General features: G+C 59.7%; 15 protein-coding genes. 8 read left to right on the plus strand and 7 right to left on the minus strand.

Features of this window, described 5'->3' with window-relative positions; all coding sequences use genetic code 11:
- Positions 1-2: 2 nt before the first annotated feature.
- Both IG168_RS08060 and IG168_RS08065 read left to right on the plus strand, forming a co-directional pair.
- A complete protein-coding gene (locus tag IG168_RS08060) occupies positions 3-563 on the plus strand; it encodes a VOC family protein (protein ID WP_193163748.1) in 561 nt (186 codons plus the stop codon).
- Positions 560-1,567 carry a fumarylacetoacetate hydrolase family protein gene (locus IG168_RS08065; protein WP_193163718.1) on the plus strand — a complete coding sequence of 336 codons (1,008 nt, stop codon included), beginning with the start codon at positions 560-562 and terminating at the stop codon, positions 1,565-1,567. The genes IG168_RS08060 and IG168_RS08065 overlap by 4 nt, the downstream gene beginning before the upstream one ends.
- A gap of 67 nt (positions 1,568-1,634) precedes the next feature.
- On the opposite strand, the gene IG168_RS08070 is transcribed toward IG168_RS08065, so the two are convergent.
- A complete protein-coding gene (locus IG168_RS08070; RefSeq protein ID WP_193163720.1) occupies positions 1,635-4,154 on the minus strand; it encodes an arylsulfatase in 2,520 nt (839 codons plus the stop codon).
- Positions 4,155-4,812: 658 nt separating this feature from the next.
- Here IG168_RS08070 and IG168_RS08075 point away from each other — a divergent pair.
- The 3 genes from IG168_RS08075 (at position 4,813) to IG168_RS08085 (ending at position 9,783) form a co-directional block, all read left to right on the plus strand.
- Positions 4,813-7,038, plus strand: a complete 2,226-nt coding sequence (locus tag IG168_RS08075; RefSeq protein WP_193163722.1) for a TonB-dependent receptor — start codon at positions 4,813-4,815, stop codon at positions 7,036-7,038.
- Positions 7,039-7,116: 78 nt separating this feature from the next.
- The gene (locus IG168_RS08080) at positions 7,117-8,580 is read left to right on the plus strand and encodes an adenosine deaminase family protein (RefSeq protein WP_193163724.1); all 1,464 of its coding nucleotides are present in this window, start codon (positions 7,117-7,119) and stop codon (positions 8,578-8,580) included.
- Positions 8,581-8,634: 54 nt separating this feature from the next.
- The gene (locus IG168_RS08085; protein WP_226876678.1) at positions 8,635-9,783 is read left to right on the plus strand and encodes a purine nucleoside permease; all 1,149 of its coding nucleotides are present in this window, start codon (positions 8,635-8,637) and stop codon (positions 9,781-9,783) included.
- 748 nt (positions 9,784-10,531) lie between these two features.
- On the opposite strand, the gene IG168_RS08090 is transcribed toward IG168_RS08085, so the two are convergent.
- Positions 10,532-12,511 carry a winged helix-turn-helix domain-containing protein gene (locus IG168_RS08090; RefSeq protein ID WP_193163726.1) on the minus strand — a complete coding sequence of 660 codons (1,980 nt, stop codon included), beginning with the start codon at positions 12,509-12,511 and terminating at the stop codon, positions 10,532-10,534.
- A gap of 257 nt (positions 12,512-12,768) precedes the next feature.
- Between IG168_RS08090 and IG168_RS08095 the strand changes: the two genes are divergently transcribed.
- Positions 12,769-14,634, plus strand: coding sequence for a serine hydrolase domain-containing protein (locus IG168_RS08095; protein WP_193163728.1), 1,866 nt, complete (start codon positions 12,769-12,771; stop codon positions 14,632-14,634).
- Between the two features lie 180 nt (positions 14,635-14,814).
- On the opposite strand, the gene IG168_RS08100 is transcribed toward IG168_RS08095, so the two are convergent.
- The 5 genes from IG168_RS08100 to IG168_RS08120 form a co-directional block, all read right to left on the minus strand.
- A complete protein-coding gene (locus IG168_RS08100) occupies positions 14,815-15,804 on the minus strand; it encodes an amidohydrolase family protein (protein WP_193163730.1) in 990 nt (329 codons plus the stop codon).
- Positions 15,805-16,115: 311 nt separating this feature from the next.
- A complete protein-coding gene (locus IG168_RS08105; protein ID WP_319024675.1) occupies positions 16,116-17,093 on the minus strand; it encodes a SphA family protein in 978 nt (325 codons plus the stop codon).
- A gap of 209 nt (positions 17,094-17,302) precedes the next feature.
- Complete coding sequence (locus IG168_RS08110; protein ID WP_193163732.1) at positions 17,303-18,763, minus strand: coniferyl aldehyde dehydrogenase; 1,461 nt, start codon at positions 18,761-18,763, stop codon at positions 17,303-17,305.
- 113 nt (positions 18,764-18,876) lie between these two features.
- Positions 18,877-20,238: a DUF1329 domain-containing protein gene (locus tag IG168_RS08115; RefSeq protein ID WP_193163734.1), complete on the minus strand. Its 1,362-nt coding sequence runs from the start codon at positions 20,236-20,238 to the stop codon at positions 18,877-18,879.
- A 15-nt stretch (positions 20,239-20,253) separates the two neighbouring features.
- Positions 20,254-22,113 (minus strand): DUF1302 domain-containing protein, encoded by a 1,860-nt coding sequence (locus tag IG168_RS08120; RefSeq protein ID WP_193163736.1) that lies wholly within the window; start codon positions 22,111-22,113, stop codon positions 20,254-20,256.
- A gap of 319 nt (positions 22,114-22,432) precedes the next feature.
- On the opposite strand from IG168_RS08120, the gene IG168_RS08125 reads away from it, so the two are divergent.
- Positions 22,433-23,539 carry a WD40/YVTN/BNR-like repeat-containing protein gene (locus IG168_RS08125; RefSeq protein ID WP_193163739.1) on the plus strand — a complete coding sequence of 369 codons (1,107 nt, stop codon included), beginning with the start codon at positions 22,433-22,435 and terminating at the stop codon, positions 23,537-23,539.
- Positions 23,540-23,552: 13 nt separating this feature from the next.
- Complete coding sequence (locus tag IG168_RS08130; RefSeq protein WP_193163740.1) at positions 23,553-25,967, plus strand: efflux RND transporter permease subunit; 2,415 nt, start codon at positions 23,553-23,555, stop codon at positions 25,965-25,967.
- Positions 25,968-25,993: the final 26 nt, after the last annotated feature.

Here is a 25,993-nt window from a genome sequence, read left to right on the forward strand (position 1 = left end):
TGATGGCAATCAAACGCATTCACCACGTGGCCTACCGCTGCCGCGATGCCAAGGAGACGGTAGAGTTCTACCGCGATCTCCTCGGCATGGAATTCCAGCTCGCCATCGCCGAAGACAAGGTGCCCTCTACCGGCGCACCGGATCCGTACATGCACGTGTTCCTCGACGCGGGACAGGGCAATGTGCTGGCGTTTTTCGAGCTGCCCAATTCCCCGGACATGGGCCGCGACGAAAACACCCCGCAGTGGGTGCAGCACATCGCGCTGGAAGTGGAGAGCATGGATGAACTGCTGGCGGCCAAGGACAAGCTGGAAGCCGCCGGCATCGATGTGCTTGGCCCCACCAACCACACGATTTTCAAATCCATTTACTTCTTCGACCCGAACGGCCACCGTATCGAGCTGGCCGCTAACACCGCCCAGCCCGGCATGCACAAGGAGCTGAAGCGCGTGGCGGAAGACATGCTCGAGGAGTGGTCGAAAACCAAGAAGGCACCGCGGCACGCCGCCTGGATGCACGGCGACGCCGAGTTTGTACCGACAAAAGAAGGGGAGACACAGTGAAGTTAGCCAGTCTCAAATCCGGTCGCGATGGCCAGCTGGTTGTGGTCAGCAACGACCTGACCCGCATGGCGTCCGCGGAATCCGTGGCGCCGACGCTGCAGGCCGCACTGGACAACTGGGCCCAGGTGGAAAGCATTCTGCAGGAGCTGCACCACCAGCTGGAAAACAACGAGATCGACAGCCAGCCGTTCGACCAGAGCGCCTGTGCGTCGCCGCTGCCGCGCGCCTACCAGTGGGCCGACGGCAGCGCCTACGTCAATCACGTGGAGCTGGTGCGCAAAGCGCGCGGTGCTGAAATGCCGGAGAGCTTCTGGACCGATCCGCTGATGTACCAGGGCGGTTCCGATTCCTTCCTCGCTCCGCGCGAGCCGGTCAAAATGCCGCAGAGTGAAGGCTTTGGTATCGACTTCGAAGCGGAAATCGCTGTCGTCACCGACGACGTGCCGATGGGGGTGACCCCGGAAGATGCGCTCAAGCACATCAAGCTGGTGATGCTGGTCAACGATGTTTCCCTGCGCGGCCTGATTCCGGGCGAGCTGGCCAAGGGCTTCGGCTTCTTCCAGTCCAAGCCATCCAGTGCCTTTTCGCCGGTGTGCGTCACGCCGGAACAGCTGGGTGACAACTGGCAGGAAGGCAAGCTGCACCTGCCACTGGTTTCCGAATTGAACGGCGAGAAGTTTGGCGAGCCGAATGCCGGTATCGACATGACCTTCCACTTCGGCCAGCTGATCGCGCACGCAGCCAAAACCCGCCCGCTGGGTGCCGGCACCATCATCGGTTCGGGTACCGTGTCGAACAAACTCGACGGCGGCCCGGGCAAGCCCGTGAAAGAGGGTGGCGTCGGTTACAGCTGTATCGCCGAGATCCGCATGATCGAAACCATCCAGGACGGCAAGCCGAGCACCGGGTTTATGCAGTTCGGTGACAAGATCACCATCGAGATGCTGGACGGCAACGGCCAGTCCATCTTCGGACGTATCGATCAGGTGGTGGAGCAGGCTTAACGCCTTTTCCATGCCGAATAAAAAGGCCACCCGATTGGGTGGCCTTTTTTTTGCTGAAGTCAGCCTGTCACTGCTGCATCATCAACCGCTTCGCCTCGGCTTCCAGGTTTTTGTAGGGCTCGCCCTTGAGCGTCACCGCCACGGCCTGAATTTCACCGCCCTCGAATTTGCCCGGCGACTTGTACAGCGAACTCACCGCATCGCCGCTGTCGTAGCCGACACAGAGGCCGTCGCCGGACAGGGTAAATTTGGCCGGCTGGGTGCGCATCTTGCCGGAGGCCACCACTTTGTCGTCGATATATAGCTTGGTTTCGCCGAGCGTCTCGCCTTTGTCGCCGGAGCCGGTTTTTTCAAACTCCACACCGAAGGTGTACTTGCCCGGTTTCAGAGTGGTACCTGACTTGAACACCTGCTCCGGCTGGATGCCGAGGAAGTTGTAGACGTAATACAGTCGGCCGTCCATCAAAAACAGCGAGTGGCCGCCGAAGCGCGAACCGTGGGCGAAGATCACTCCGGAGGCTTTCGGATCCTTGATTTCGACGTTGGCCAGAATCTTGTAGGAGCGCCCGCGGATATTCGCTGCGACACTCTCCGGTACACAGACGGTATCCGGATAGTATTTGTAGGTATCTCGCGGCGGTTCCTCGCTAGGGCGCTCGGTGGTCAACAATTCCGCCGCGCTGCGGTCGTCGAGTGGCAGCACGTTGTTTTTCTTCGCCTCGGCAAACCAGGTATCGACCATTTCCTGCAGCTTCTCCGGGTTTTCCTTGGCAAGGTTATGAGACTCCGAGCGGTCTTCCTTCAGGTTGTAGAGTTCCCACTGATCCTTGTCAAAATTACCCTTGCCGGTTAGCGGTGCGTGCAGCGCCGAAGCTTTCCAGCCATCTTTCCAGATACCGCGGGTACCGAGCATCGAATAGTACTGCACGTGTTTTTTGGTCGGCGCATCCGGCTTGGCATCGAAGGTGTAAGCCATGGAAATACCGGATACCGGGTACTGCTTCACGCCGTGATTGAATTCCGGCATCTCGGCACCGACGATTTCCAGGATGGTCGGCACTATATCCACCGAGTGGTGATACTGGTTGCGCAGTTCGCCGCGCGCCTTGATACCCTTCGGCCAGGAGATGATCAGCGGGTCGGCGGTGCCGCCGGCATACTGCGAGTAGCGCTTGAACATCTTGAACGGCGCGGAGAAAGCCGCCGCCCAGCCGGTGGGGTAGTGATTGTAGGTTTCGGGGCCACCCAGCACGTCGAGGTATTTGAGGTTTTCCTGGAGATCGTCCGGATAGTTGTTAAAGAACTTGTTTTCGTTGACCGAGCCGTTCGGCGAACCCTCACCGGAGGCACCGTTGTCGGCCGCGTAGATGATAATGGTGTTTTCATACTGGCCGGTCTTTTTCAGGTAGTCGATGATGCGACCGATCTGCGCGTCGGTATATTCGGAAAAGCCGGCATAGACTTCCGCCATGCGCGAGAACAGACGCTTCTCGTCGTCGTTGAGCGACTCCCAGGGGCGCACATAATCGGCGGGGTTGGCCACGTCCTTGGGCAGCGGATTGATCTCGGTGTTGACCGTGCCCTCCGGCAGTATGCCCTTGTCGATCATGCGCTGGGTTACCCACACGCGGTAGGCGTCGTAGCCATCATCGAACTTGCCCTTGTACTTGTCGGCCCACTCTTTCGGCACCTGGTGCGGTGCGTGATTGGCGCCGGGGTTGAACCATAGGAACCAGGGCTTGGACGGGTTGGTGGCATTCTGGTTGCGCAGCATCTGGATGGCCTGGTCGGCCAGATCCTTGGACAGGTGATAGCCGTCCTCGGGCTTGTAGGGCTGTTCGATAAAGTGATTGTCGGATACCAGGTCCGGGTACCACTGATTCGTCTCGCCGCCGATAAAGCCGTAGAAGCGGTCGAAGCCCATCTGGGTCGGCCACTGCTTGCGGCTGGCGCCCGGCGCCACATCGGTTTCCGGCACATTGTGGTCCTTGCCAAGCCAGAAGGTGCTGTAACCGTTGTTGCGCAGTACTTCGGCGATGGTGGTGACCTGCGGGGGGAAGCGGCCGCTGGAACCGGGGAAACCGGAGGCGGTTTCGGTGATGGCGGCCATGCCATTAAGGTGATGGTTGCGCCCGGTCAGCAGGGTCGAGCGCGTGGGTGAACACAGTGCAGTGGTATGCCACTGCGTGTAGGTGAGGCCATCCGCGGCGATGCTGTCCAGCGTCGGCATATTGATGCGGCCGCCGTAGGGCGACCAGGCGCCAAGGCCGGTGTCGTCGTAGAGAATGAGCAGGATATTGGGCGCGCCCTCTTTGGCCCGCTTGGGTGTGAATGGCGCCCAATCCGGCGTGGAGTCGCGGATATCCAGCTCTATTTTGCCGTTAAATTCCTGCGTGCCGGCGACCGGTTCGTCGCTTTCAACCTCAGGTGCCTCCTGGTCCGCCGATGCGCTGGCCTCCGGCTTTTCCGCTGAAGCGCTGGCAGGATTTTCTCCCTGATCGCTCTTGGGTCCACAGGCGCTGGCGAGTGCGATCAGCGTTGCCAGAAGCAGTCTGGCCCATAGCCTGGTAGTGCAGAGGCCTTTCATGCTGTATCCCTTACATTACTTCTTACCTGTATTCAGACTAGTGGAAACCGCAGATATGACGGCAGGGTAGAGCGGGATCCAATGGATTGTGTGCCGCCGCCGGCCAGCTCGGCGAGGAAGACGGGTCATCGACATGACTTTCTACTTCGGCCAGCTGGCTGCCCACGCGCTAAAACCTGTCTGCTGGGCGCCGCCACCATTATCGGTTCCGGTAAGGGAATTCCCGCTAACGTCTGGCTTGCCGTAAAACCGCTCGATTTTTTCATCGCTATCCTTGCGCCCCCCTTTGGGTCACATCTATTTGCATTTGCGGGTGGCCGTCGCATTTTGGTGCGCGCCCCTGAAGCCACAAGCTCGCCTGCCCAATCCCCGGACTCTGTTAATAGCAAAAGTCATTCATGAGACGGCTCATTCGAAGCTGTGTCACAGTTTTTTTGCGATTTAAATGATGATTGGCACGTCCATTGCTCTTGAGTAGGCGGATTAAATCGAATTGGCGATTGCCGCCCGGTCACCAGGTGTTGAGCGGATGAATAGTGCAATCCCGTGAACAGAGAAACTGCCCGCAGAGCAGTGACTTCACCGAAGCAAAAATAACCGAAGGCCGCCGGTCGCCTGTCCGGACTCGGCCGGTTTCCGCATTAAAGGAAGATTATCGATGAGCAAGGCAATTAACCCGAATCGACTCTCTACGGCCATCGCTGCGGCCATCACGGCAACACTGCCCTCGTTAGCTGTCAGTGCAGATGAGGGCGGCAAGCGCCTCGAAGAAGTCACGGTCACCGCGCAGAAGCGCGTGGAAACGTTACAGGACGTGCCCATCTCCGTGGCGGCCCTGTCCGGCGAGCGCCTCGACAGCATCTTCTCCGCCGGTGACGATATCCTCGCGCTGGCGGCGCGGGTACCCAACCTTTATGCCGAATCCTCCAATGGCCGCGCGGCACCGCGCTTTTACATCCGCGGGCTGGGCAACTCCGACTTCGACCTGGCTGCGTCCCAGCCGGTGTCCGTTATCTTCGACGATGTGGTGCAGGAAAACGTGGTGCTGAAGAGCTTCCCGATTTTCGATGTGGAGCAGGTGGAAGTGGTGCGCGGCCCGCAGGGCACCCTGTTCGGGCGCAACACCACCGCCGGCATCGTCAAGTTCGATAGCCGCAAGCCCACTTGGGACACCGAGGGCTACGCCAAGGTGGGTGCGGGTGAGCTGGGTACGGTCAATGTGGAGGGTGCCCTGGGTGGCAGCCTGGTGGACGACAAGCTGGCGGCCCGCGTTTCCTTCCTGCGCCAAGAGCGCGGCGACTGGATCGACAACAGCTACACCGGCGAGAAGGACGCGATGGGCGGCTTTACCGAGCTGGCCGCGCGCGCACAATTCCTGTGGACACCTACCGACAACTTTTCCGCACTACTGAACCTGCACCAGCGCGATCTCGACGGCACCGCGAGTATCTTCCGCGCCAATATTCTCGAGCAGGGCAAGCAGGGACAGTTGAGTGATAACTTCGACCGGGATTCCGTCTACTACAACCAGGGCGACAACAACCCGCAGGAATACCAGGGCGCCGGTTCCTCGCTGAAACTCGAATGGGACCTGGGCGATGTCATTCTTACCAGCCTGTCCGCCTACGAGGGCGCCGACGGTCTGAGCAAGGGCGATATCGACGGCGGTGTGGCCGGCGACGGCCCCGGCTTTATCCCCTTCGATGCGCTCACCGAGGACCGGGCCGATGTGTCGCAGCTGACCCAGGAAATCCGCCTGGCCAGCAATACCACCGATCCCTTGCAGTGGCAGGTGGGTGCTTTCTATTTTGACTCCGACCTGGATGTCACCAGTATCGATGGGTTCTATGGCGCCACTACTGTGAGCCACGGCAACACCTCCTGGGCCCTGTTCGGGCAGACCTCCTACGACTTCACCGAAGCGCTGACCGCCACTGTGGGGCTGCGCTACACCTACGACGAAAAGAGCCTGGTGGTGGGCGACCAGAACGTGGACGGCTTTGCACTGGTGATCGGCGCTGCCAGTGTGCAGGACTACGACCCCATCAACATCGACGACGACCAGTTGAGCTGGGAGACCAGCATCAACTATCAGCTGAACGATTTTTCCAGCGTCTATACGCGCCTGGCCGACGGCTTCCGTGCGCAGTCGATCCAGGCCCGCGATGTGGCCTTCGAGGGCAGTCCCTCCGTGGCCGACTCGGAAACCATCACCTCCTTCGAGGTGGGCTACAAGGCCGACCTACTGGAAGACACGCTGCGCCTGAACACCTCCGTGTTCTACTACCAGATCGACAATATCCAGCTGACCGCCGTCGGCGGCGGCGGCAACTTCAACCATCTGCTCAACGCCGACAAGGGCGTGGGCCAGGGCTTCGAAGTGGACCTGGAGTGGGTCGCCAGCGACAACCTGCTGTTGACCGCCGGCGCCGGTTACAGTGATACCGAAATCCGCGATGCCGATCTCACCACCGCACCCTGCGGTTCCGGCCAGTGCACCGTTACCGATCCGCTGACTGCCGATGGCCTTGCGATGATCGATGGCAATCCCTTCCAGGCCGCGCCGGAAATCATTTTCAATTTCACCCTGCGCTACAGTCAGCCGGTGGGTAACGAAGGCGAAGTCTTCTTCTTCACCGACTGGGCCTACCAGGGTGAAACCAACCTGGCTCTTTATGAGGCGAAGGAATACACCATCGACAACCAGTTCGAGGGTGGCCTGCGCGTCGGCTACACAAGCTTCGCCGGTAATTACGAGGTGGCCCTGTTCGGCCGCAATATTACCGACGAGGAAAACATCAAGGGACAGATCGACTTCAACAACCTGACCGGTTTCGTCAACGACCCGCGTATACTCGGTGTGGAATTCAATAAGAACTTCTAAGCCGAAAGGCCCCCGCGCGAGGGGGCCTGCTTTTCTACCGACGAGTTTTGTCGAGTACAGTCGAGAGTGATCCGCCCCATGAGCATCCGCGTCAAATCCCTGTTTCCCTGGTTGGCCTCTCTGTTGTTGTGTCTCTCCGGCCAGTCCGCCACGGCTAGCGACGCCTGGTTTGAAACCTTCAAGTCTTCGGCCGGCGATGCCGACCTCTATCGCTTCCTGTACGCGCTGCCGAAAGGTGGTGATCTGCACAATCACCTGACCGGTTCCAATTTCAGTGAATGGTGGTATGACCTCGCTACCGACCAGCGGTTAAACGGTGGCTACCAGTACTACACCCGCGTGCGCATCAATAATTGTTCCGGCTACGGCCGCGACAACTTTGGCCCGGCACCCTACCTGCTGTATTTCCGCAATCTGCAGGGCTCGAGTTACGCAGCACTTTCCGATTGCGAGAAAAGTGAGTACAAAAAAATCGAAGCTCTGGATGCGCGGGAAAAAGCCGCCTGGCTCGACAGCATCCGCCTGGACAAAAAACACGAGGGGCGCGAGGAGTTCTTCCAGACCCACTGGCAGCGCCTCAACGACCTGGGCCGCAATCCCCATATCAATGCGGAGATGCTGGTCAGGAATATGCAGGCGTTTGCCCGCGAGGGCGTGACCTATCTTGAGACCATGGAGGGCACGCGCTTCTACAAAAAGCCGGACGGCGGTGACTACGATCCGGACGAGGTCGCGGATATTTTTCGCCAACGTCTGGCCGAGCCCGACGCGCTGGCCACCGGGGTGACGGTGCGCATTCAGTACTACCTGCTGCGCTTTATCGGCAACGCCGAGGCAGACCTGGAATGGATCTACCACTTTGTCGATCGCAACCGGGACCTGTTTGTCGGCATCAATATGGTCGGCCGCGAGGACAACGACAAGGGCTACCCGCTGCGCTTTCTGTCGACCTTGCGCAAACTGCGCCGGGATATTCCGGGGATTCCGCTGTCGATTCACGCCGGCGAAGTGGACGAGCCCAACCAGCATGTGCGCGACACCCTGTTGCTGGGTGCCACCCGCATCGGCCACGGTGTCAACCTGATCAACGATCCGGACACCATGCTGCTGATGCGCAACAGCCGGTATCTGGTCGAGATCAATTTGATCAGTAACCTGCTGCTGGGCTATGTCGATGACTTCAGCCAGCATCCCTTCCCGGAATACCTGCGCACCGACATTCCGGTGGCGCTGTCCACCGACGACCGCGGCATGTGGGATTCCAATATGACTGATGAATATTTTGTCGCGATGAAGGAGTTCAACCTGTCCTGGGAAGAACTCACGGCCCTGGCCCGCAATTCGCTGCAGCACAGCTTCGTCGACCGCGATACAAAAGCCAAACTGCTACAGGATTACGAGCAGCGCCTCGAGCGTTTCAAGAAGCAGTTCCAGCGCCGCGGTATGGCGGGACTCGGCGACGTGGTGCCGCGCAGTCACGGCTTCACCTGCAATCACTACAAACTGTGCGAGTTTTCCACCCTGGTAACCGCAGCGAACTGAGCGGCGTCGCCACCGGCGTTCGCGCGCACAACGAAACAGAACCGAGAAGTGAAAATGATGTTGAAAAATTTTGCCCCCGCTCAGTACGCGTGCACGGCGATCCTGTCGCTGCTGTTGCTCGGCGGCTGTGAACAGCGCGCCCCGGCGTCGACTGGCGAGCAAGCGCCGACTACGAAGCAGGCCGCGGCACCGCAGCCGATCCCGGTCAAAGTGGTGGTGGTGAATATGTTCGAGATCGGCGCAGACGAGGGCGACACCGCCGGCGAATTTCAGCTGTGGAAAGAGCGCCAGCATCTGACCGAGCGCTTTCCGTTCCCGCAGTCTCACCACGACCTGTATCTGAATCCGGAGACCGGCGTGCTGGGCATGGTGACCGGCATGGGCACCAACAAGTCCGCCTCGGCGGTGATGGCGCTGGGCCTCGACCCGCGCTTCGATCTCAGCAAGGCCTACTGGCTGGTCGCCGGTATCTCCGGCTTTGACCCGGAAGATGCCTCCATCGGTTCCGCCGCCTGGGCCGAGTGGCTGGTGGACGGCGACCTGATGCACGAGATCGACAGCCGCGAACTGCCGCAGGGCTGGGATACCGGCATCTTCCCCCTGTTCAGCAGCGGCCCCTACCCGGACAAGCGCCCGCCCAACCAGGGCGAGATGTTCCATATCAATGGCGCGCTGACGGACTGGGCCTACCGGCTGACCAAAGACATCGACCTGGGCGATGACGAAACCGTCGCCGCAAATCGCCAGGCCTATACCGGTTACCCCAACGCCCAGCGCAAGCCGTTTGTCCTCAAGGGCGACAATCTGGCCGGCATGACCTTCTGGCACGGGGCCGAGTTGAACCACTGGGCCAACAAGTGGGTGGACTACTGGAGCGAAGGGCAGGGCCAATTTGTGTCTTCGGCGATGGAAGACACCGGCACCGCACAATCCCTGCGCTACCTCGATCGCGCCGGCAAGGCCGACTACGACCGCTTGATGGTGCTGCGCACCGCCAGCAATTTCACCGTGCCCAAGCCGGGCACGACTGCGGCCGAGAGCCTGCTGAGTGAAGGCGAGGACTACGCCGGACTGGCGCTGTCGCTGGAGAGCGCCTACCGCGTTGGCAGCCGTGTGGTAGACACGCTGGTAAATAACTGGGATGTCTATGCCGAGCAGATGCCATACGAGGTGGACGTGAAAGAGCAAACTGCAGCCAACTGATCGATTGCATTCAGCGCAATAGGCAGCGCTGGCAAAGTTGCAGACCATGCCCTGTGGTCTGCAACCCTCAAAAATTATTCCTGTCGCCAGCCCGGCTGTTGCTGTCGAAAACTATTCACACACTTATCCCGTGTCCTGTTAACAACCAGCTAGTTTGATAACTCTGGGGACAAGTCAGGGATGTTCCATGCGGCGCCAGCGCGAAGCCAGGTATGGCGCGCTTTATGGCGTCCGCCAATTCGGCATTTTCTATCCACAACTGACTTTGTGCACAGGCCGGTGTCGCCGTGCGCGGTAAATTATCCCCAGTGCTGCGCAGCTCTCTGGATAACTTGCACTGATTTGCACAGGTAACGGCAGCGCCCTGGCAAGTGATTCTCCCGGCAGCCCGTTTATGTCCACAGAAATCATTGGCGATGTCGGCAGTCGCTGGTGAATTCCGCAGTGTCACCTTGCCCGATCGTTATCGGTCGTTTTTTCGCACATTATTCCGCAGCCCAGTAACCACGCGGCTCACGCGTGATACCCAAAACTTATTCACAGGACTATCCAAGAATTTTGTTAGTAACTGATTTATCCACTTGGTCCGGTGAGAGGAGTGAGTTGTGCCTAAGAAAGTGAGCGCCTACTCCGGTATAACTGCGCAGCAGCATGGGCATTTGCTCAGATTTGATCGCAGGCGAATCGCTGGTTCATCGCAGGCGCGCGGTGGACGGGCATCATTGCGAGCGGCTGCCCCGGGCAAAACTTATTGCAGCGAAACTTTTACCAGATTGCTCTCGGCCAACAGGGATTTGACGGCTAACATCCGCTCCGCCGTTGGGGGCAGGTCAAAGTTCAGGCGAAAGCGATTTTTCGCCAGTTCCCTTCGCTCCAGGGTTCCCGTCTTGAGGTTGAGCCGCTGCATGACTGCGAGATTGCCCTCATGCGCGGTGAAATACAGCCAGTCGCCGCGGATCTGCCAGCGGTTGGGCGAGGCGGAAGGCAGCTGGATAAGTTTGCGCAGCTTCTGCTCGCCCAGGAAAAGCCAGGCATTATTCTGTGTATCCAGTCGTATAGAGCGCTGCTTATCGACGGGTACCACCGCAATATAATTCCGCATTACGAGCTCTGAATCACCGCTGTCGACAGAATAGCGGTAGAGGGTCGGAGTGCCTTTTTCCATTTTCGCAAACAGCAGGCCGTTGCCATCCGGCGACCAGAAGGGGAAACCCACAGGGTCAGCGCCGCCGGTCAGGAATTGCATTTCGGGATGCTGGATAGCCAGAACGAATACCCGGCCATTTAGTAGCCCGGCCAGATGCGTCCCGTCGGGGCTGAGCTGCAACGAATCCATTTTGGAATCCGTCGGTAATTGTGCAAGCGCCACAGTGCTGTCGGCACTCTTGTGCTTTATCGCGATTCCCGCTTCAAGTTTCTCGACAAAAAAGACTTCCTCTCCGTCGTGGCCGAAGATCGGCAGATCCTCGCTGCCGGGCAGATCCAGGTTCCGCGAGGCCATCAGCGGGCGCTCGAGAAAGGGGTTGGGTTGTTCCTGTAGATCCAGAAAATTGCCATTGTGCTGGCGCATATACAGGCAGTCTTTGCCGCACTGGTAAAAAATATCGTTGATGCCCGGCGCGGGCACTGCACGGACCTTGAGTTGATCGGCGTCCAGGTCAAAGGTCTGCATTCCGCCTAAAAAGCTCGTTAGTGTCAGGCTGGAATCATCCTGTGCCCAGGCAAACCGGTCCGCGGGCCTGTTGAGGATTCTGGTGCGCAGCAGACTGCCGGTCGCCCTGTCCAGAATGAGCAATTCCTTTTTTCCCCGTTCCACCTCTCTCAGTACCGCCAGCATCTTGCCGTTCCATGATTCGCGCGCAAAAAAGTCCCCCCGGCCGAGCACGCTGGGTGCCGTGATGCTGGTCAATTTGCCCGAGTTGAGATCGAGCCGCGACACACCGGCAGGCACGCCTGGCTGAGCGCTGTCTTTGAGATAGACGGCTTTGCCCGTCATGGACCACGCCAGCAGGTAGCGTTTGGATTGATTGTTTGGCAGCAGGGCCTTTTCGCCCACTATGCCTTTGGCAGCATCGAAACCGGCGATGAAGTGCCGCAAATCGCTGCCATTGCTGCGGGTATAGATGATCTGCCGGCCATCGGGTGACCACAGGGCATTGGCGTAATCCGCCGCGTCCCAGGTCAGGCGTTGAACCTGCCCATTGTTCAGGTCCTTTACATAGAGCTGCAGGAAATCGTCCTTGTTGGCCCGGTGCGAAAAAAGCAGCCGGTGGCTGGCGGCACTGAAGTCCGGGCTCACCTCCGAACCGCGCATGCTCGTCAGCTGTTCGATATGAACAGCCTGCTTTTCGTCCGGAAGAGAGCGGATCAAAAACACCGCAGCGGCTACCGCCAAGGTACTGACACCGGCCAGCGCGATTATCGAGCGGCGTTGGAAGGGTGTGGCACGATCGGATTTGGACGCCGGCACAGGGCTTACCGGGGCAATCAGTGCATAGCCCTTCAGGGGTTCTGTGCGGATGTAGTGCGGATTCCTCGCGTTGTCCCCGAGTGCTTCGCGCAGCTTTCTCACCATTGCCCGCAGCGCATCGTCACCGACCACGCGATCCGACCAGATGCGGCTGTTGATGGTGTCCCGGCTCACGGATTCACCGGCATGGTCCAGTAACAACTTCAGCAGGGCGTTAACCTGGGGTTCAATTCTTTTCTCGTCTCCATCGCGGCTCAAAACACCCCGCCCGGGCTCGTATAAAAAATCGCCTATCCGATAAATCTCTGACACCAAAAGCAAACCCGTTTTTTTCTTATTAAATCAGATGGTTATGGCTTGTGAACAAATGTGAACACTGCTCCTCAGCAGAAAGTCACATCGCGTCACGAAGGTTCCTTTGTCCGCAGCTTTCCGCTCCGTTACTGATACGCCATTAAAACACAGTCGTCGCGGGCCAGCCGCGGCGGCAACCATCGCAATGAAGGAGGGGATTTATGTTACGGAAATTGAGTCTGATGGCGGTGCTGCTATTGCCGCTCCCCGGGCACGCGGAGGTGCTCGAGCCGAAGCCAACCGACAGCGCAGACTACAGCCAGCTAGCCACTGAAATTGATCGCATCCTGCAGCGCACGCGGACGCCGGGTGCGGCTGTGGCGCTCTTCGAGCCGGATGGTTCGGTATGGCGCTACACCACTGGGCTGAAAAATATTGAACGGAAGGAGAAGGTCGCGAGCGACACGATTTTCCGGCTCGGCTCCATCTCGAAAATGTTCGTCGGCCTGGCGGTGATGAAACTGGTGGCGGCCGGCGAGCTCTCCCTGAATGACCGCCTGAGCGAGTTGGCTCCGGAAGTGGAATTCCACAATCCCTGGGAAAGTGAGCACCCGCTACGGCTGATCCACCTGTTGAACCACAGCACCGGTTGGGATGCTCCCCACTCCCGCGAGCTAGTCGGACATGCCGGGGCACCGTTGAGCATTGCCGACTCGCTGGCACTGAATCCGCAGTCTCGCTATTCGCGCTGGGTTCCGGGAACGCGTACTGCCTACAACAACACAGGGCCCCTGGTCGCTGCTTATATCGTCGAAAAAATTACCGGGGAAAAGTTCGAGGACTATATCCGCCAGCAGTTTTTTGACCCCTTGGGCATGAGCGAAAGCGGCTACTACTTTGACGATCAATATCGCTCCCGTGCGGCCTCCTTGTATCGGGGCAGGCAGGCGCTGCCCTATTGGCACCTGCCAAACCGCGCGGCCGGTGGGCTCCACAGCAGCCTCGACGACATGGTTCGCTTTGTTCGCTTCATGCAACGGCCGGATCAGGCTGAGGAAGGGGCCGTCCTGGGCGGCAACCTTGTGCGGGAAATGGAGCAGCCGTCCGGAACCACCGCTGCCGCAGCGGGCTTGAACGTGGGTTGGGGTATCGGCGTTACCTCATTCCACACCGATGGCCTGGTCTACTACGGCCACGAAGGGTCTTTGCCCGGCGTCAGTGCACTGGTGGCATACCGCCCACAGGCTTCACTGGGGGATATCGTACTGACCAATGGCGACGGTCGCGCAGCGAGCCAGATTCACCGGCTGCTGGCAGAATACACCGCCGCGAAGCTGGGCGGGACTGAGACAGCCACCGAACCCGCGGCCACGCCGGATCCCGCTATCGCGGGCTACTATCGTTTAATCAGTCCTGTCGCCAACAGGCTGCGCATAGCCGCGAGCCTGATGCCGTGGAAGATCACCGCAACCGAGGATAGCCTGAAGTTGGCGCCGCTCTTCGGGGGTAAGCCGCGATCGCTGCGGGTCTCGGAAGAGGGGAGGTTCATACAACCGGAGACGGGGCAGACAGCCATGGTGGCTACTGACGATCCGCTCGCCGGGCCGGTCCTGCAATACGGTCCGATGACACTGAAGAAGACCGGCACTATTCAAGCGCTGACGCCACTGGTGCTGCTCATTGCCTGGTTGATTGCGGTCGTGGTTGCCTGTCTCTACCTGCTGATCTGGCTGCCCCGCCACCTGTTCCGGCGAAACCTCTCCAGTACCGATATCAGGCTTCGCACTGTGCCGCTGCTGGCCCTGGCGGGAATCGGGATGGCAGCCGTCGGAGTCAGGCTGATAAGCGCCGAAGCGCAGCCATATGCGGCGGCAGCGTCCGTTACCCTGCCTTCACTGCTGGTTTTCCTGGGTCCAATCCTCTTTGCACTGGGCGCGCTGTGGGGGCTGTGGGTGTGGAAACAGTGTCGCGCCAGCGTGACGCGAGGCTTTGGGAGGTGGCACGCAACGGCGATGGTTTTTTTGAATCTGGCCGTCAGTATCTACCTGCTGGGCTACGGGTTAATCGGGATTCGTCTGTGGTCATGAGACTGGGGCGAAGCACTCAAAACTGATAATGGAGCGCGAGCCAGAAATTGTCGCCTTGCGTTGCCGGGTCAAATCACGCGTCGAATAAAAAGACTACCCAGCAGGGTGATCTTTTATTCGCGCGTTAGTTTTCGCATTCTGAACTTACTTCAGCATTCTGATCTTCACCGGATTTGCTTTTTAGCTTTCGTCAGTAACCACGCCGGTCAGGGATACTTTTTCTGACTCCAGTCGCAGGAAGTGCGCTGCATTGTCGAAGTAGATACTGCGTTTCTGTTCATCCGTCAGGAAACTCGCGGCCTCAATAACTTCAATAGCGGTACCAATTGAGCCCCAATAATCTGAGCCGAATACAATGCGGTCGCCATGGCCGGCGTCTGTCATTCGTTTCAGAGATGCATGAACCCACTCGCGAGGCACCTTGGACATCGGAGATGTATCCATATACACATTGGGGTAGTCATCCATCAGCTTGATTGCCGCGGTGACAAAATCATCGCGGATCGTATGCATGAGCAATAGACGCAGGTTTGGGTACTTTTCCAGCAGGGGACGATACAGCGCGGGGTTGCCGTAATCGCCGTTGAAGTTAGGGCAGCAACCCCCGAGCCGCACCGGACTATTCGGGGGAGGCCCTTTATCCGCGTGTACGGCGACAGGAATATCGTATTCCGCAGCAAGCGCATAGTAGGGCATCATCTTCGGAGCCAGGGGTGGTATTCCTGCATAGACGTTCATCAACTCGCCCAGAAACCTGACACGGCCAGCTTCCACTTCACTACGCAGCCAGGCCAGATCCGGCAAGTCTTTACCCGAGGAAAAACACTTCCAACCATTGGGTTCCCGCCCGCTAACACACGGGAATATGATGCCTGCCCACAGGCGCTCGGGGGCCGCCTGCTGGAAACGCAGTGCGTCACTTGCCGGTCCACCCACCAGACCGAGCTGTACATTGTGTCGATCCAGTTCGGATTGAAACCAGCGCAAGCTGGCGTCGTCGGCAGACTCACCCGGCTCGGGTCGATAGAGGCTGGAGTTTACCTTGCCGGGACCGGCATGCAGGTGCATATCGATGATCGGGCCGACGTCCTTGGTATCCGGTGGGTTGGCGTTGCTGTATAACGCCGCTAACAGCAGCGGCATACAGGTAATCAGGGATATTATTTTCATTGCTTTTCTCTGTCGTTGCTTCGCGCGCCCTGGGAGGGGTGTGCACTGGAAGGATTGGCGACTCGGGACTGCAATAATTCCCCTTATCTCGCTGCAATACGCAAGGAAATCTGAGTCTCGCACGTCGTCGTCTATAGCGCAAAGCAGAACCGGGTTGCAGTAATCTGGCCAGTGATGTGCGGGCACTTGAATTCCGGGAAGGTGTTCGAGCGTGAGCTTGGTCACACAGAGGAATTATCGCCATGCCCTTACAAGGGCGGGGCCTTGAAAATCAGCGCCTAAGAAAGGCTTTAGCGAAAGCGATGCCGGGTTTAGAACTGGTAGACCAGCTTAAGCCAGTAGTAATCGCCCTCGGTGGTGTTCTTGGTATCCAGTTGCGGCAGCCATCTGAATTCCAGCAGCAGGTTGCAGCGACCTTTTGGCAGCACATAGCCGATTACGGGGCCGATACCCGATGAGCGCTGACGGAATTCCCCCACGATTCGGCCGGGGTGTTCATCGTCACTGACCTGATTCAAATAAAAAGCGTTGAGGCCCAGGGTGAGAAATCCACTGCCCACTTTCACCATCTGTTGCACACTGCCGTCCAGGTGCAGCAGGGTGCCGCTCTGGTAGTCGGTATCCGGGTTCTCCCAGTTGTAGGTCAATCCGGCAAAGAGCGTCGCATTAAAGCCTGACGCCTGATTGCTGTAGGCAACGCCGAAAGAGGGATCTACCGCCCAGTAATTGAGCCCGGGATTGGCGAGGCGGCCCGTTTTGTAATCACCGGTTGGCGCGTGGATGGTCAGCAGGGCGTTGTATTGCCAATTGTCTTTTTGCCAGCCCAGCATCGCGGGAATCAGCGTGGTGTCGCCGAGCCCGGATTCATGGCTACGCCGACCGAAATTACCAAAAGCAGTTTCGATGCTGCCGGTCACTTTGACATCGACCCAGGACAGGTAGGCACCCGCCGTGTACTTGGCACCGAGCACCGGTTTGTCGAATGTGTACAGGGCGCCAGCGGTCACGGCGTCGAGATCCACGTCTATTCCCGCCGCCACGACACCGGCAATCGGCACATTCACATTTGCACCGAAATCACCGCTGTAATGCAGGTACATGGGCTCCACCACCCAACCGGTTTGCAGCGGTGCCCGGTCGATCAGTGTGGCGGTGGTACCCGGCACGTAATAGCCGATGCCGCCTTCTGTGGCGTTGGCAGTCGCCGCCGCAGCCAGCAGTGCGCAGCCAAGAATAAATTGTGAAATGCTGTTATGTAGTGCGCCAAAGGCCGATTTTTTTGCGAACACGCCTGAACCTCCATGTCCGGTGTTGTGCCTGCTTTGCGGACGAAAATCTCTGTAAGTCTAGCCGCAGCCATTTTCGCGACACGGGGCCTGACGTCAGCTTCACGTTTCCTGTGTCACCTTGCGCTGTCGATCCCAATAATTTGCGGAATTTGGAACATAAAAAAAGCCACCCCGAGGGTGGCCTTTTTGGTCTGCCAAAAAATCCGTATTTACTTGGTCATCCTGATCATCACGTCGAGGATTTTTTTCGCCGTCTTGCCGTAGGGCGGCATCAGCAATTTCAGCGGATCAAGTGGTCCTTGATAGAACACCGGACGCAGTTTGGAGAAGGTAATAAAGCCTTCGTAGCCGTGATAGTGACCCATACCGCTGTCGCCGACACCGCCAAACGGGATGTCGTGTTGCGCCACGTGCAGGATGCAGTTGTTCACGGTGACGCCACCGGAGATCATCCGCTCCACATAGTAATTGGTCAGCGCCTTGTCATCGGTGAAGGGGTAGATCGCCAGCGGACGCGCGTGGGCGTTCACATAGTTCACCACTTCCTCGCGGTTGCGGTAGGTCTTGATCGGCAGCAGCGGGCCGAAGATTTCCCGCTGCATGACTTCCATCTCATCGGTGACATTCAGCAGCAGGTGCGGCGGGAACTTGCGCAGTCTGTCATCGCGCAGGCCTTGGCCGCCGGAGAGATCGATCACGGTCGCGCCTTTTTCGCGCGCGTCATCTAGGGTCGCCCACAGGCGGCGGTAGGAGGCTTCGTCGATCACCGACGTATAGTCTTCGCTCTGCAGGTCCGGGTAGCGCTTCTGCACCAGCTGTTTGGCTTTTTCCACAAATTCATCCGTGCTGCCTTCCGGCAGGAACAGATAGTCGACGGTGGTGCAGATCTGTCCGGCATTCAGCAGCTTCCAGAACATGATGCGCTCGGCGGCGGTGTCGAGGGAGAAGTCCGGCGCGACGATGGCCGGCGACTTGCCGCCCAGTTCCAGGGTTACCGGGGTGAGGTTTTCCGCCGCGGAACGCATGACCGCGCGCCCGGTGGCGGACGAACCGGTGAACAGCAGGTGGTCGAATTTCATCGTCGAGAAGACCGGCCCGATGCTGCCGTCGTCATCGGCGACAAAGGTGAGTTTCTCCGCCGGGAAGTAATCTTTACTGATGCGCTTCAGCAGCGCCGCCAGGGCACGGGAGTTGTACGACATCTTGACGATGGCGCGGTTGCCGGCGGCAAAGATGCTGGTGAGCGGCGCAAAGGTCAGGTTCACCGGGAAGTTCCACGGCACTATCACGCCCACCACGCCCAGCGGCTGCGGAATCACGCGGTTGCGGGAAGTGGGGTAGGAAGTCAGCGCCGTGTGGCGACGCTGTGGCTTCATCCACTTTTTCAGGTTCTTGATGGTGTCCTTGATGCCATCAAGAGCCACATAGATTTCACAGAACAGGCTCTCGATACGCGAGCGGTTGCCGTAGTCCTCACTGATGGCCTGCACCAGGGCATCCTGATGCTCGTGCAACATCCGCGACAGGGCCTTGAGATCCTGGATACGCTGGGTGTAGTCGGCAACCGGGTCGCTCAGGTACGCCTGCCGCTGCTGGTCGAGCAGTTGCTGCAGTTGCGCTTTTATCGACGAAGTATCGGTTTCACGTGCGGTCAGTGTCTGGGTATTCATGGGCAGTTCCGAATAAAAAAGGCCGGCAACGCCGGCCTGTCAAAATCACGCTTGCGAACGTCCTTGCAGCCAGTGTTACCGGCTACAAGGGTAGATGCAAGAATTGGCAATCGTTAGCGGCCAATCCGGCGCAGCGCGGCGGAGGAGAAGTCACTGCGGCTGGCTTTCTTGTCCCACTCCATGAACTGCGGTTCCTCGTTGGCGAGGCCGGTCACCAGGTAGCGGCCGGAATCCAGGTCGTTCAGGGTTTCGGCGGCCATCCACGGGGTATTCACGTCGTAGAACTGCACGTTGAAGCCTTCGGCCACTTTCCACAGCTTGCCGCGGCCATCGTAGTGGTCGATCACCGAGGCGCCCCAGGAGTCCTCGTCGATGTACATGGTGCGTTTGGCGTAGATATGGCGCTCGCCTTCTTTCAGGGTCCCTTCCACGACCCATACGCGGTGCAGTTCGTAGCGCAGGTGGTCGGGATTGAGGTGGCCGGCCTGTACCAGATCGTCGTACTTCAGCGACGGGTTCATCAGCTCGTAGTTGTTGTACGGAATGTACATTTCCTTCTTGCCGATCAGTTTCCAGTCGTACTTGTCCGGAGCACCGTTGTACATGTCGAGGTTGTCCGCGGTGCGCAGGCCGTCCACACCGGTGGCCGGACCGTCGTAGGCCACGTTGGGCGCGCGGCGCACGCGGCGCTGGCCGGCGTTGTACACCCAGGCGCGACGGGCCTCCTTCACCTGGTCCATGGTCTCGTGCACCAGCAGTGCGGTACCGGTCAGGCGTGCCGGCGCGGTGATCTGCTGCAGGTAGTAGAACAGTACGTTGTCGTCGGCCTTGGCGTCGCGTCCGCCCTTCAGGAATTCCGGCCACACCAGCTCGTCGATCATTTTCACCGGCACGAAAGAACCGTCGGCCTGCACCGGAATGGTGGTCATGTGGCGCTCGGCAGAACCGCCGCGGTAGCGGGTGATGTGGTTCCAGATCACTTCCTCGGCACTCTGCGGCATCGGGAAGGGAATAACCGTATCGAAGTCCTTCAGGCCGTTGCCGTTCTGTACCAGCTCGGCGTTGGTGGCGTTTTTCTTGACCACACCGTAGAGCTTTTCCGGATAGGCGGCGGTGCGGCGCGTCTGGTACACCGGCATGCGGTAGTCCGCATATTTCGTGAACATCGCGATCTGGCCGGGGCTCAGTTTGTCCCTGTACTGGGCCAGGTTTGCATTGGTGATCTCGAACTCCGGCTTGTCGTCCGGGAAGGGGTTGGCCGGGCGACCGCTGTCCTTGCTCGGCGCCTCGGCACCGCTGATCAGGCCGCCGGTCCAGGCAGGAATGGTGCCGTCGGCATTGCCGGCCTTGACGGCGCCGAGCGGGGTCAGGGTGTCGCCGAGTTTGGCGGCTTCCACTTCGGATACTTTGGCGAACGCGGTGCCGGCCGTCAGTGACAGCAGCAGGGCGGCGGCAGTGGTCATTGTCTTGTTCATGTGCTCTACCTCGTCTTAGTAGGAGATGCCGAAGCTCAAAGACAGGAAGTCTTTGTCTTCCAGAATGTTGTGGCTGCCGCCGTTGAAGGCGGTGTAACCCAGGGTGGCGGTGTACTTCTGCTGGTAGATGGCCTGCAGCGAGAAACCGAGTGACTTGGCGCCCTCGTTGAACTGCTGGCCGGGCTCGGCGGAGTAACCGGAAACGTCGTGGGACCAGGCCAGGGTCGGGATCAGGCTCACGCCGCCAATGACGTTGCTGTATTCCAGCGACGCGCGCGCGCGATAGCCCCAGGCCAGGTCGGTGACATAGCCGTCGGCGCTACAGTCGCCGCCGATCTGCCCCGCCGCGGCCAGGTTGGTGCAGTTGATACCATTGCCCAAGTCGAAATCACCCAGGCCAAACACGGAGTTGCGGCCGTAGCGCTGGTCGGAATCCTCCACGCCGTCGAGCATCGACACACCGGCCTCGCCGATCAGGGTCAGGCGCGAGGCGCCGAGTACGCGCTCGTAGAACTGCACCGCAGTGACCTGGATCTGGGTCATGTCGAAGGTGTCGTAACCCTGGGCCATCTCGCCATAGCCGACGTCCTGCAGGCGACTGGTGAAAGCGAAAAGCGGGCTCTCGGACAGGGCCGCATTGAGAATTTCCGGGCCGTTGATCTGCACCGGGGTATCTGGCTTGTAGGAAACCTCACCGGACAGCGCCAGGCCGCCGACATTGGTGGCGAAGCTGAGGCCGTAGGTCTTCAGGTCTTCCGGGAAGGCGATGGTGTAGGCCGGGTTCAGCGCCGCCAGGGCGCCGCCGGTCGGATCCTGTGCAGAGGGCACGAACACCAGCGGGTTACCGTTCGCATCGGTGGCACCGGTGGCGGGAACACCGCTGCGAATCGCGTTGATAAACGGCAGGCGCGAATGCAGGTTGGTGAAGTAGACACCGAATTCAGTATCGTTCAGCGCTGCCGCATAGTAGCGCGCGGCGAAACCGTACTGGCCGCCGTCTTTCGGCTCCATGTCATCGTGGCGCTCGGCGTAGAGGCCCGCCTGCATGGCCACAGCATCCGGATAGGGCCCAACGGTGATCGCATTACAGCCGTCCGCGGCGAAGTCAGCGGCGGAGAAGTAGGTGCCGCAGCCATCGATCTGGGTTTTTTCCCACTCGTACTGGTAGAAGCCCTCGATGCTCAGGTCCGGGGTCACGCCCACGTTGGCATAGGCCATGCCCACCGGCAGCAGGCCCTCTTTCAGCTCTGCGCCGGGGCGGCGGAAGGCGCTGGCATCCACCGGGTTGATGCCGTTGATGCCGCCCTGGATAAAGGTGCTTTCGCCCCAGCTCAATACCTGGCGACCGACGCGCAGGCTAACCGGCGCTTCGTTGATATCGAAGTCGACATAGGTGTAGGCGTCCAGCAGTGCGGCGCCGGAAAACTTGGCGTAGTCGGAAAAGCCCTCGTCGGACAGGGGTGCGCCGGCCATATAGCCATTGCCGCTGTTGCCGTGTGCGCGGCCCTCGTCATTCAGCTCCTTGTCGTACCAGTATTTCACCCGCATGAACACGCCGAAGTTGTCCTTGGACAGTTCGATATCGTGCACACCCTTGACGATTTTCGAGAAGGTCTCGCCCTTGGCGAAGTTCAGATCGCCATCGTCAGTGGTGGTGGTCGCACCGGCACCACCGTTCGAGCTGCCGATAAAGCGCGGGTCCGCTTCGCTCATGCGCCAGCTGGCGCCGGCGTCGAGCTGCGAGGTAATACGCAGTGAGATGTCTTCGTTCTCACCGAAATAGAAATCGGCCGCGTGGGCCTGGGACAGTGCGCCGCCGATCAGCACGGCGAGCAGCGTCTTTTTATAACTGGGTAAATTTATTTTTGTAGTCATTGGCTCTTCTCCCATTCATCGGGGCAAAAAACTTACCACGGGAGTTCAGCGCCGTAGCCGTCGCCGAATAGGCGCGATGCGCCAACCTATTGTCCTTCCGCGCCTGACGCTGTTGTCGCACTGCAGACAGCAATTCAGGCGGGCACACGCGCTAAAACTGGGGCGGGGAGGGGATGCAGGCTGTGAGCGGGTAAGTCCAAGAGTTACGGGTTCGGACAATGATTTGGCGCGTCTGACATATCGGTCTCCATACCGCTGCCAGATAATCTGGTGAACTAGGGTCAACAGGCCCAAATAATAATCAGATGTAGACGAGCGTATGAGAGTTGTCCGAACCCTTCTTCCCGTCCTGTTAGCCGCAGTGCCGGGGCTTGCGGCCGCCAAGGCTGAACTGCTGGAGACGCCCGCGATACAGAGCGCACGCGCCAGTTCCAGCGTGATGATGGCCCTGTACCCGCAGGGCGACAGCTTCCTGGTGTCCGGTGAGCGCGGCATATTGCTGAGCTGGCAGGACTCCGGCCAGTGGCAGCAGTTCGATTCGCCGGTCAGCGTTGCGCTGACCGGTCTCGCCGCACTGCCCGATGGCCGCGCATTTGCGGTCGGTCACGACGCCGCGATACTGCGCCGCGCCCCCGGTGGCGACTGGCAGAAAATCTTCGACGGCTACGACCTGACGCGGATGCAGATTACCGCACTGGAGCACAAGCGCGACCAGTTGCAGCAGGCAGTGAACAACCCCCCCGCCGATGCCGATATCGACGACCTGCAAATGCAGTTGGAGGATGTGGGCTTCAACCTCGAGGACGCCCGCAACGAGCTCGAGAACGGCCCCAACAAACCCCTGCTGGATATTACCAGTAGCGGCGACAGCCTGTTTGCGGTCGGTGCCTACGGCACCCTGCTGAAGAGTACCAATGGCGGCGAAACCTGGCAGCTGCTGAGCGACAAGCTGGACAACCCCGACCGCCTGCACCTGAACGCCATCACCAACGGCGGCGACGGCAGCCTGTATATCGTCGGCGAGAGCGGTAGCGGTTTCGTATCCCGCGATGGCGGCACTACCTGGGTGCGCCTGGACCTGCCCTACGGCGGCAGCCTTTTTGGCGTAGCCACCCAGGCAAGCAGCGGCAATGTGGTCGCCTTCGGTCTGCAGGGCAATTTGCTAATTTCCCGCGATGCCGGGGCCAGCTGGCAGCACCGCCATATAGACGCCGGCGCCAGCCTGCTGGGCGGCACCCTGACCGATAACGGCGAAGTGATCCTGGTCGGCCACGGCGGCCTGGTAGCGTCCTTCCCGATCGCCAATCCCGATGCGCTCACGGTGCGCAAACACCCGTCCGGTGCCGCCTTTGCTGCGGTGCAAGCGCAGGGTGACAAACTGATCCTCGCCGGCCAGTTCGGTGTCACCAGCTGGAAGTTCAAGTGAGGTATTCGCGGATATGAAACAAGTATCAACAAACTCTCCGGCGCCGAGCAAAATCGAGCAGTTTTTCGAGCGCCTGGTATTCGGTCACCGCGTCGCGGTGCTCGCGGTACTGTTCACGCTGCTGTCGTTCCTGACCTACCAGGGGCTGCAGGTGCGCCCGGAAGCCAGCTTTACCAAGATGATTCCGGGCAACCAGGAATTCATCAACAACTACATGGACTACCGCAAGGAACTGGCGGACCTCGGCAACGTGGTGCGCATCGTGGTGGAGAGCAAGGACGGCGATATCTTCAACGCCGATTTCCAGAAAGTCCTGAAAGACGTCACCGACGAGGTCTTCTATATTCCCGGTATCAGCCGCGACGGTCTCAAGTCGCTGTGGACACCGAACGTGCGCTGGCAGGAAGTAACCGAAGAGGGCTTCGTCGGCGGTGCGGTGATCCCGAACGGCTACGACGGCTCCGCGGCAATGATCGAACGCCTGAAGGAAAACGTGTTCAAGTCGGGTCAAGTGGGGGTGCTGGTCGGCAACAACTTCAAGTCTGCCGTAATCCTCGCGCCGTTGCAGGACGTCAACCCAGAAAGCGGGCAGCCACTCGATTACCACGAGCTGTCCGATTACCTGGAGAAAAACGTCCGCGCTAAATACAGCAGCGACAAGATCAATATCCGTATCGTCGGCTTCGCCAAGGTGATCGGCGACCTGATCGACGGCGCCGTGCAGGTGGTGGCCTTCTTCGCCCTCGCCGTGCTCACCACCTTCGTGCTGCTGTGGCTCTACTCGCGCTGCCTGCGCAGCACGATGGCGGTGCTGGCCTGCTCGATCTTTGCGGTCTTCGCCCAGCTCGGCGTGCTGAATCTACTCGGTTACGGCATCAACCCCTATTCGATGCTGGTGCCCTTCCTGGTGTTCGCCATCGGCGTCAGCCACGGGGTGCAGATTATCAGCGCCACCATCCACAACGTGGTGCAGGGCGCCGATCGCCTGCAGGCGGCGCGGCTGGCCTTCCGCTCGCTGTACGTCGCCGGCATCACCGCGCTGGTCAGCGACGCCATCGGCTTCACCACGCTGATGGTGATCGACATCGGCGTGATCCGCGAGCTGGCCATCGCCGCCAGCATCGGGGTGGCCGTCATTATTTTTACCAATCTGGTGGCGCTGCCGATTATCGCCAGTTATGTCGGCGTGTCCGAACGCGGCGTGCACTACGCGCGCGAAAACGAGAAAAAAGTGCCCTTAGTAGAACGGCTGTTCGCCGGCTTCGCCAACCCGGGCCGCGCCAAGCTGGTACTGGTCATCGCCGTAGTGCTGTTCGCCGGCGGTGCCTACTTCTCGCAGTTTATGAAAATCGGTGACCTGGATGCGGGCGCGCCGGAACTGCGCCCGGATTCCCGCTACAACAAGGACAACGCCTACCTGGTGGACAACTACAGCACCAGCACCGACGTGTTTGTGGTGATGGCGAAGACCGAGCCGGAACAGTGCATCGCCTACGGCAACCTGGTGTGGATGGACGAGCTGGCCGCGCACCTGAATAACGTACCCGGCGTGCAGAAGGTAAGTTCCGTCGCCGACGTCTCCAAGTTCGGCAACTTCGGCATGAACGAGGGCTCGCTGAAGTGGTACGGCCTGAACCGCAACCAGTTTGTCACCAACGCCTCGGTCAGCAAGGCACCAGCGGGACTGATCAATGCCGACTGCAGCATGGCGCCGGTGCTGGTATTCCTCAATGATCACAAGGCCGAGACCCTCGAGCGGGTAGTGGCTGCCGTGCGCGCATTCAACCAGCAGTACGCGCCGGACTCGGTGGAATTCCTGATGGCGGCGGGCAACGCCGGTATCGAGGCGGCCACCAATATCGTGATCGAAAAGGCGCAGGTCGAAATGCTGATCTGGGTCTACTCGGTGGTGATCGCATTGTGCCTGCTGACCTTCCGCTCCATCCGCATCGTGCTGAGTGTGGTGCTGCCGCTGATGCTGACCTCGATTCTCGGCCAGGCGCTGATGGCCATGATGGGTATCGGTGTGAAGGTGGCGACCCTGCCGGTGATCGCGCTGGGTGTCGGTATTGGTGTCGACTACGGAATCTATATCTTCACCAAGGTGCGCGAAGCCCTGGCCCAGGATCATTCTCTGCGCGCCGCCTACCGTTACACCCTGCACCAGACCGGCAAGGCGGTGGCCTTTACCGGCATCACTCTGGCGCTCGGTGTGGCCACCTGGGTGTTCTCGCCGATCAAGTTCCAGGCGGATATGGGCCTGCTGCTCACCTTCATGTTCGTGTGGAACATGCTCGGTGCACTGATCCTGGTACCGGCCATCGCCTGGCTGTTCCGCATCGGCGTGAAAAAAGATGTGCACAAAGAAACGCCGCGAGCGGCAGCGCAGGCAGAAGCCGGCAGTCTCGAATACGCGAATAACAACTAAAACCGGGGGGCGGGGCCCCCCGCCGC

This window comes from Microbulbifer hainanensis (genome assembly GCF_014904735.1).
Lineage (GTDB): Bacteria > Pseudomonadota > Gammaproteobacteria > Pseudomonadales > Cellvibrionaceae > Microbulbifer > Microbulbifer hainanensis.

Coding starts and splice junctions, on each gene's coding strand:
- IG168_RS08085 (WP_226876678.1), top strand. CDS start 8,635: ATGATGTTGAAAAATTTTGCCCCCGCTCAGTACGCGTGCACGGCGATC.
- IG168_RS08060 (WP_193163748.1), top strand. CDS start 3: ATGGCAATCAAACGCATTCACCACGTGGCCTACCGCTGCCGCGATGCC.
- IG168_RS08125 (WP_193163739.1), top strand. CDS start 22,433: ATGAGAGTTGTCCGAACCCTTCTTCCCGTCCTGTTAGCCGCAGTGCCG.
- IG168_RS08080 (WP_193163724.1), top strand. CDS start 7,117: ATGAGCATCCGCGTCAAATCCCTGTTTCCCTGGTTGGCCTCTCTGTTG.
- IG168_RS08120 (WP_193163736.1), bottom strand. CDS start 22,113: ATGACTACAAAAATAAATTTACCCAGTTATAAAAAGACGCTGCTCGCC.
- IG168_RS08070 (WP_193163720.1), bottom strand. CDS start 4,154: ATGAAAGGCCTCTGCACTACCAGGCTATGGGCCAGACTGCTTCTGGCA.
- IG168_RS08100 (WP_193163730.1), bottom strand. CDS start 15,804: ATGAAAATAATATCCCTGATTACCTGTATGCCGCTGCTGTTAGCGGCG.
- IG168_RS08095 (WP_193163728.1), top strand. CDS start 12,769: ATGTTACGGAAATTGAGTCTGATGGCGGTGCTGCTATTGCCGCTCCCC.
- IG168_RS08075 (WP_193163722.1), top strand. CDS start 4,813: ATGAGCAAGGCAATTAACCCGAATCGACTCTCTACGGCCATCGCTGCG.
- IG168_RS08130 (WP_193163740.1), top strand. CDS start 23,553: ATGAAACAAGTATCAACAAACTCTCCGGCGCCGAGCAAAATCGAGCAG.
- IG168_RS08110 (WP_193163732.1), bottom strand. CDS start 18,763: ATGAATACCCAGACACTGACCGCACGTGAAACCGATACTTCGTCGATA.
- IG168_RS08115 (WP_193163734.1), bottom strand. CDS start 20,238: ATGAACAAGACAATGACCACTGCCGCCGCCCTGCTGCTGTCACTGACG.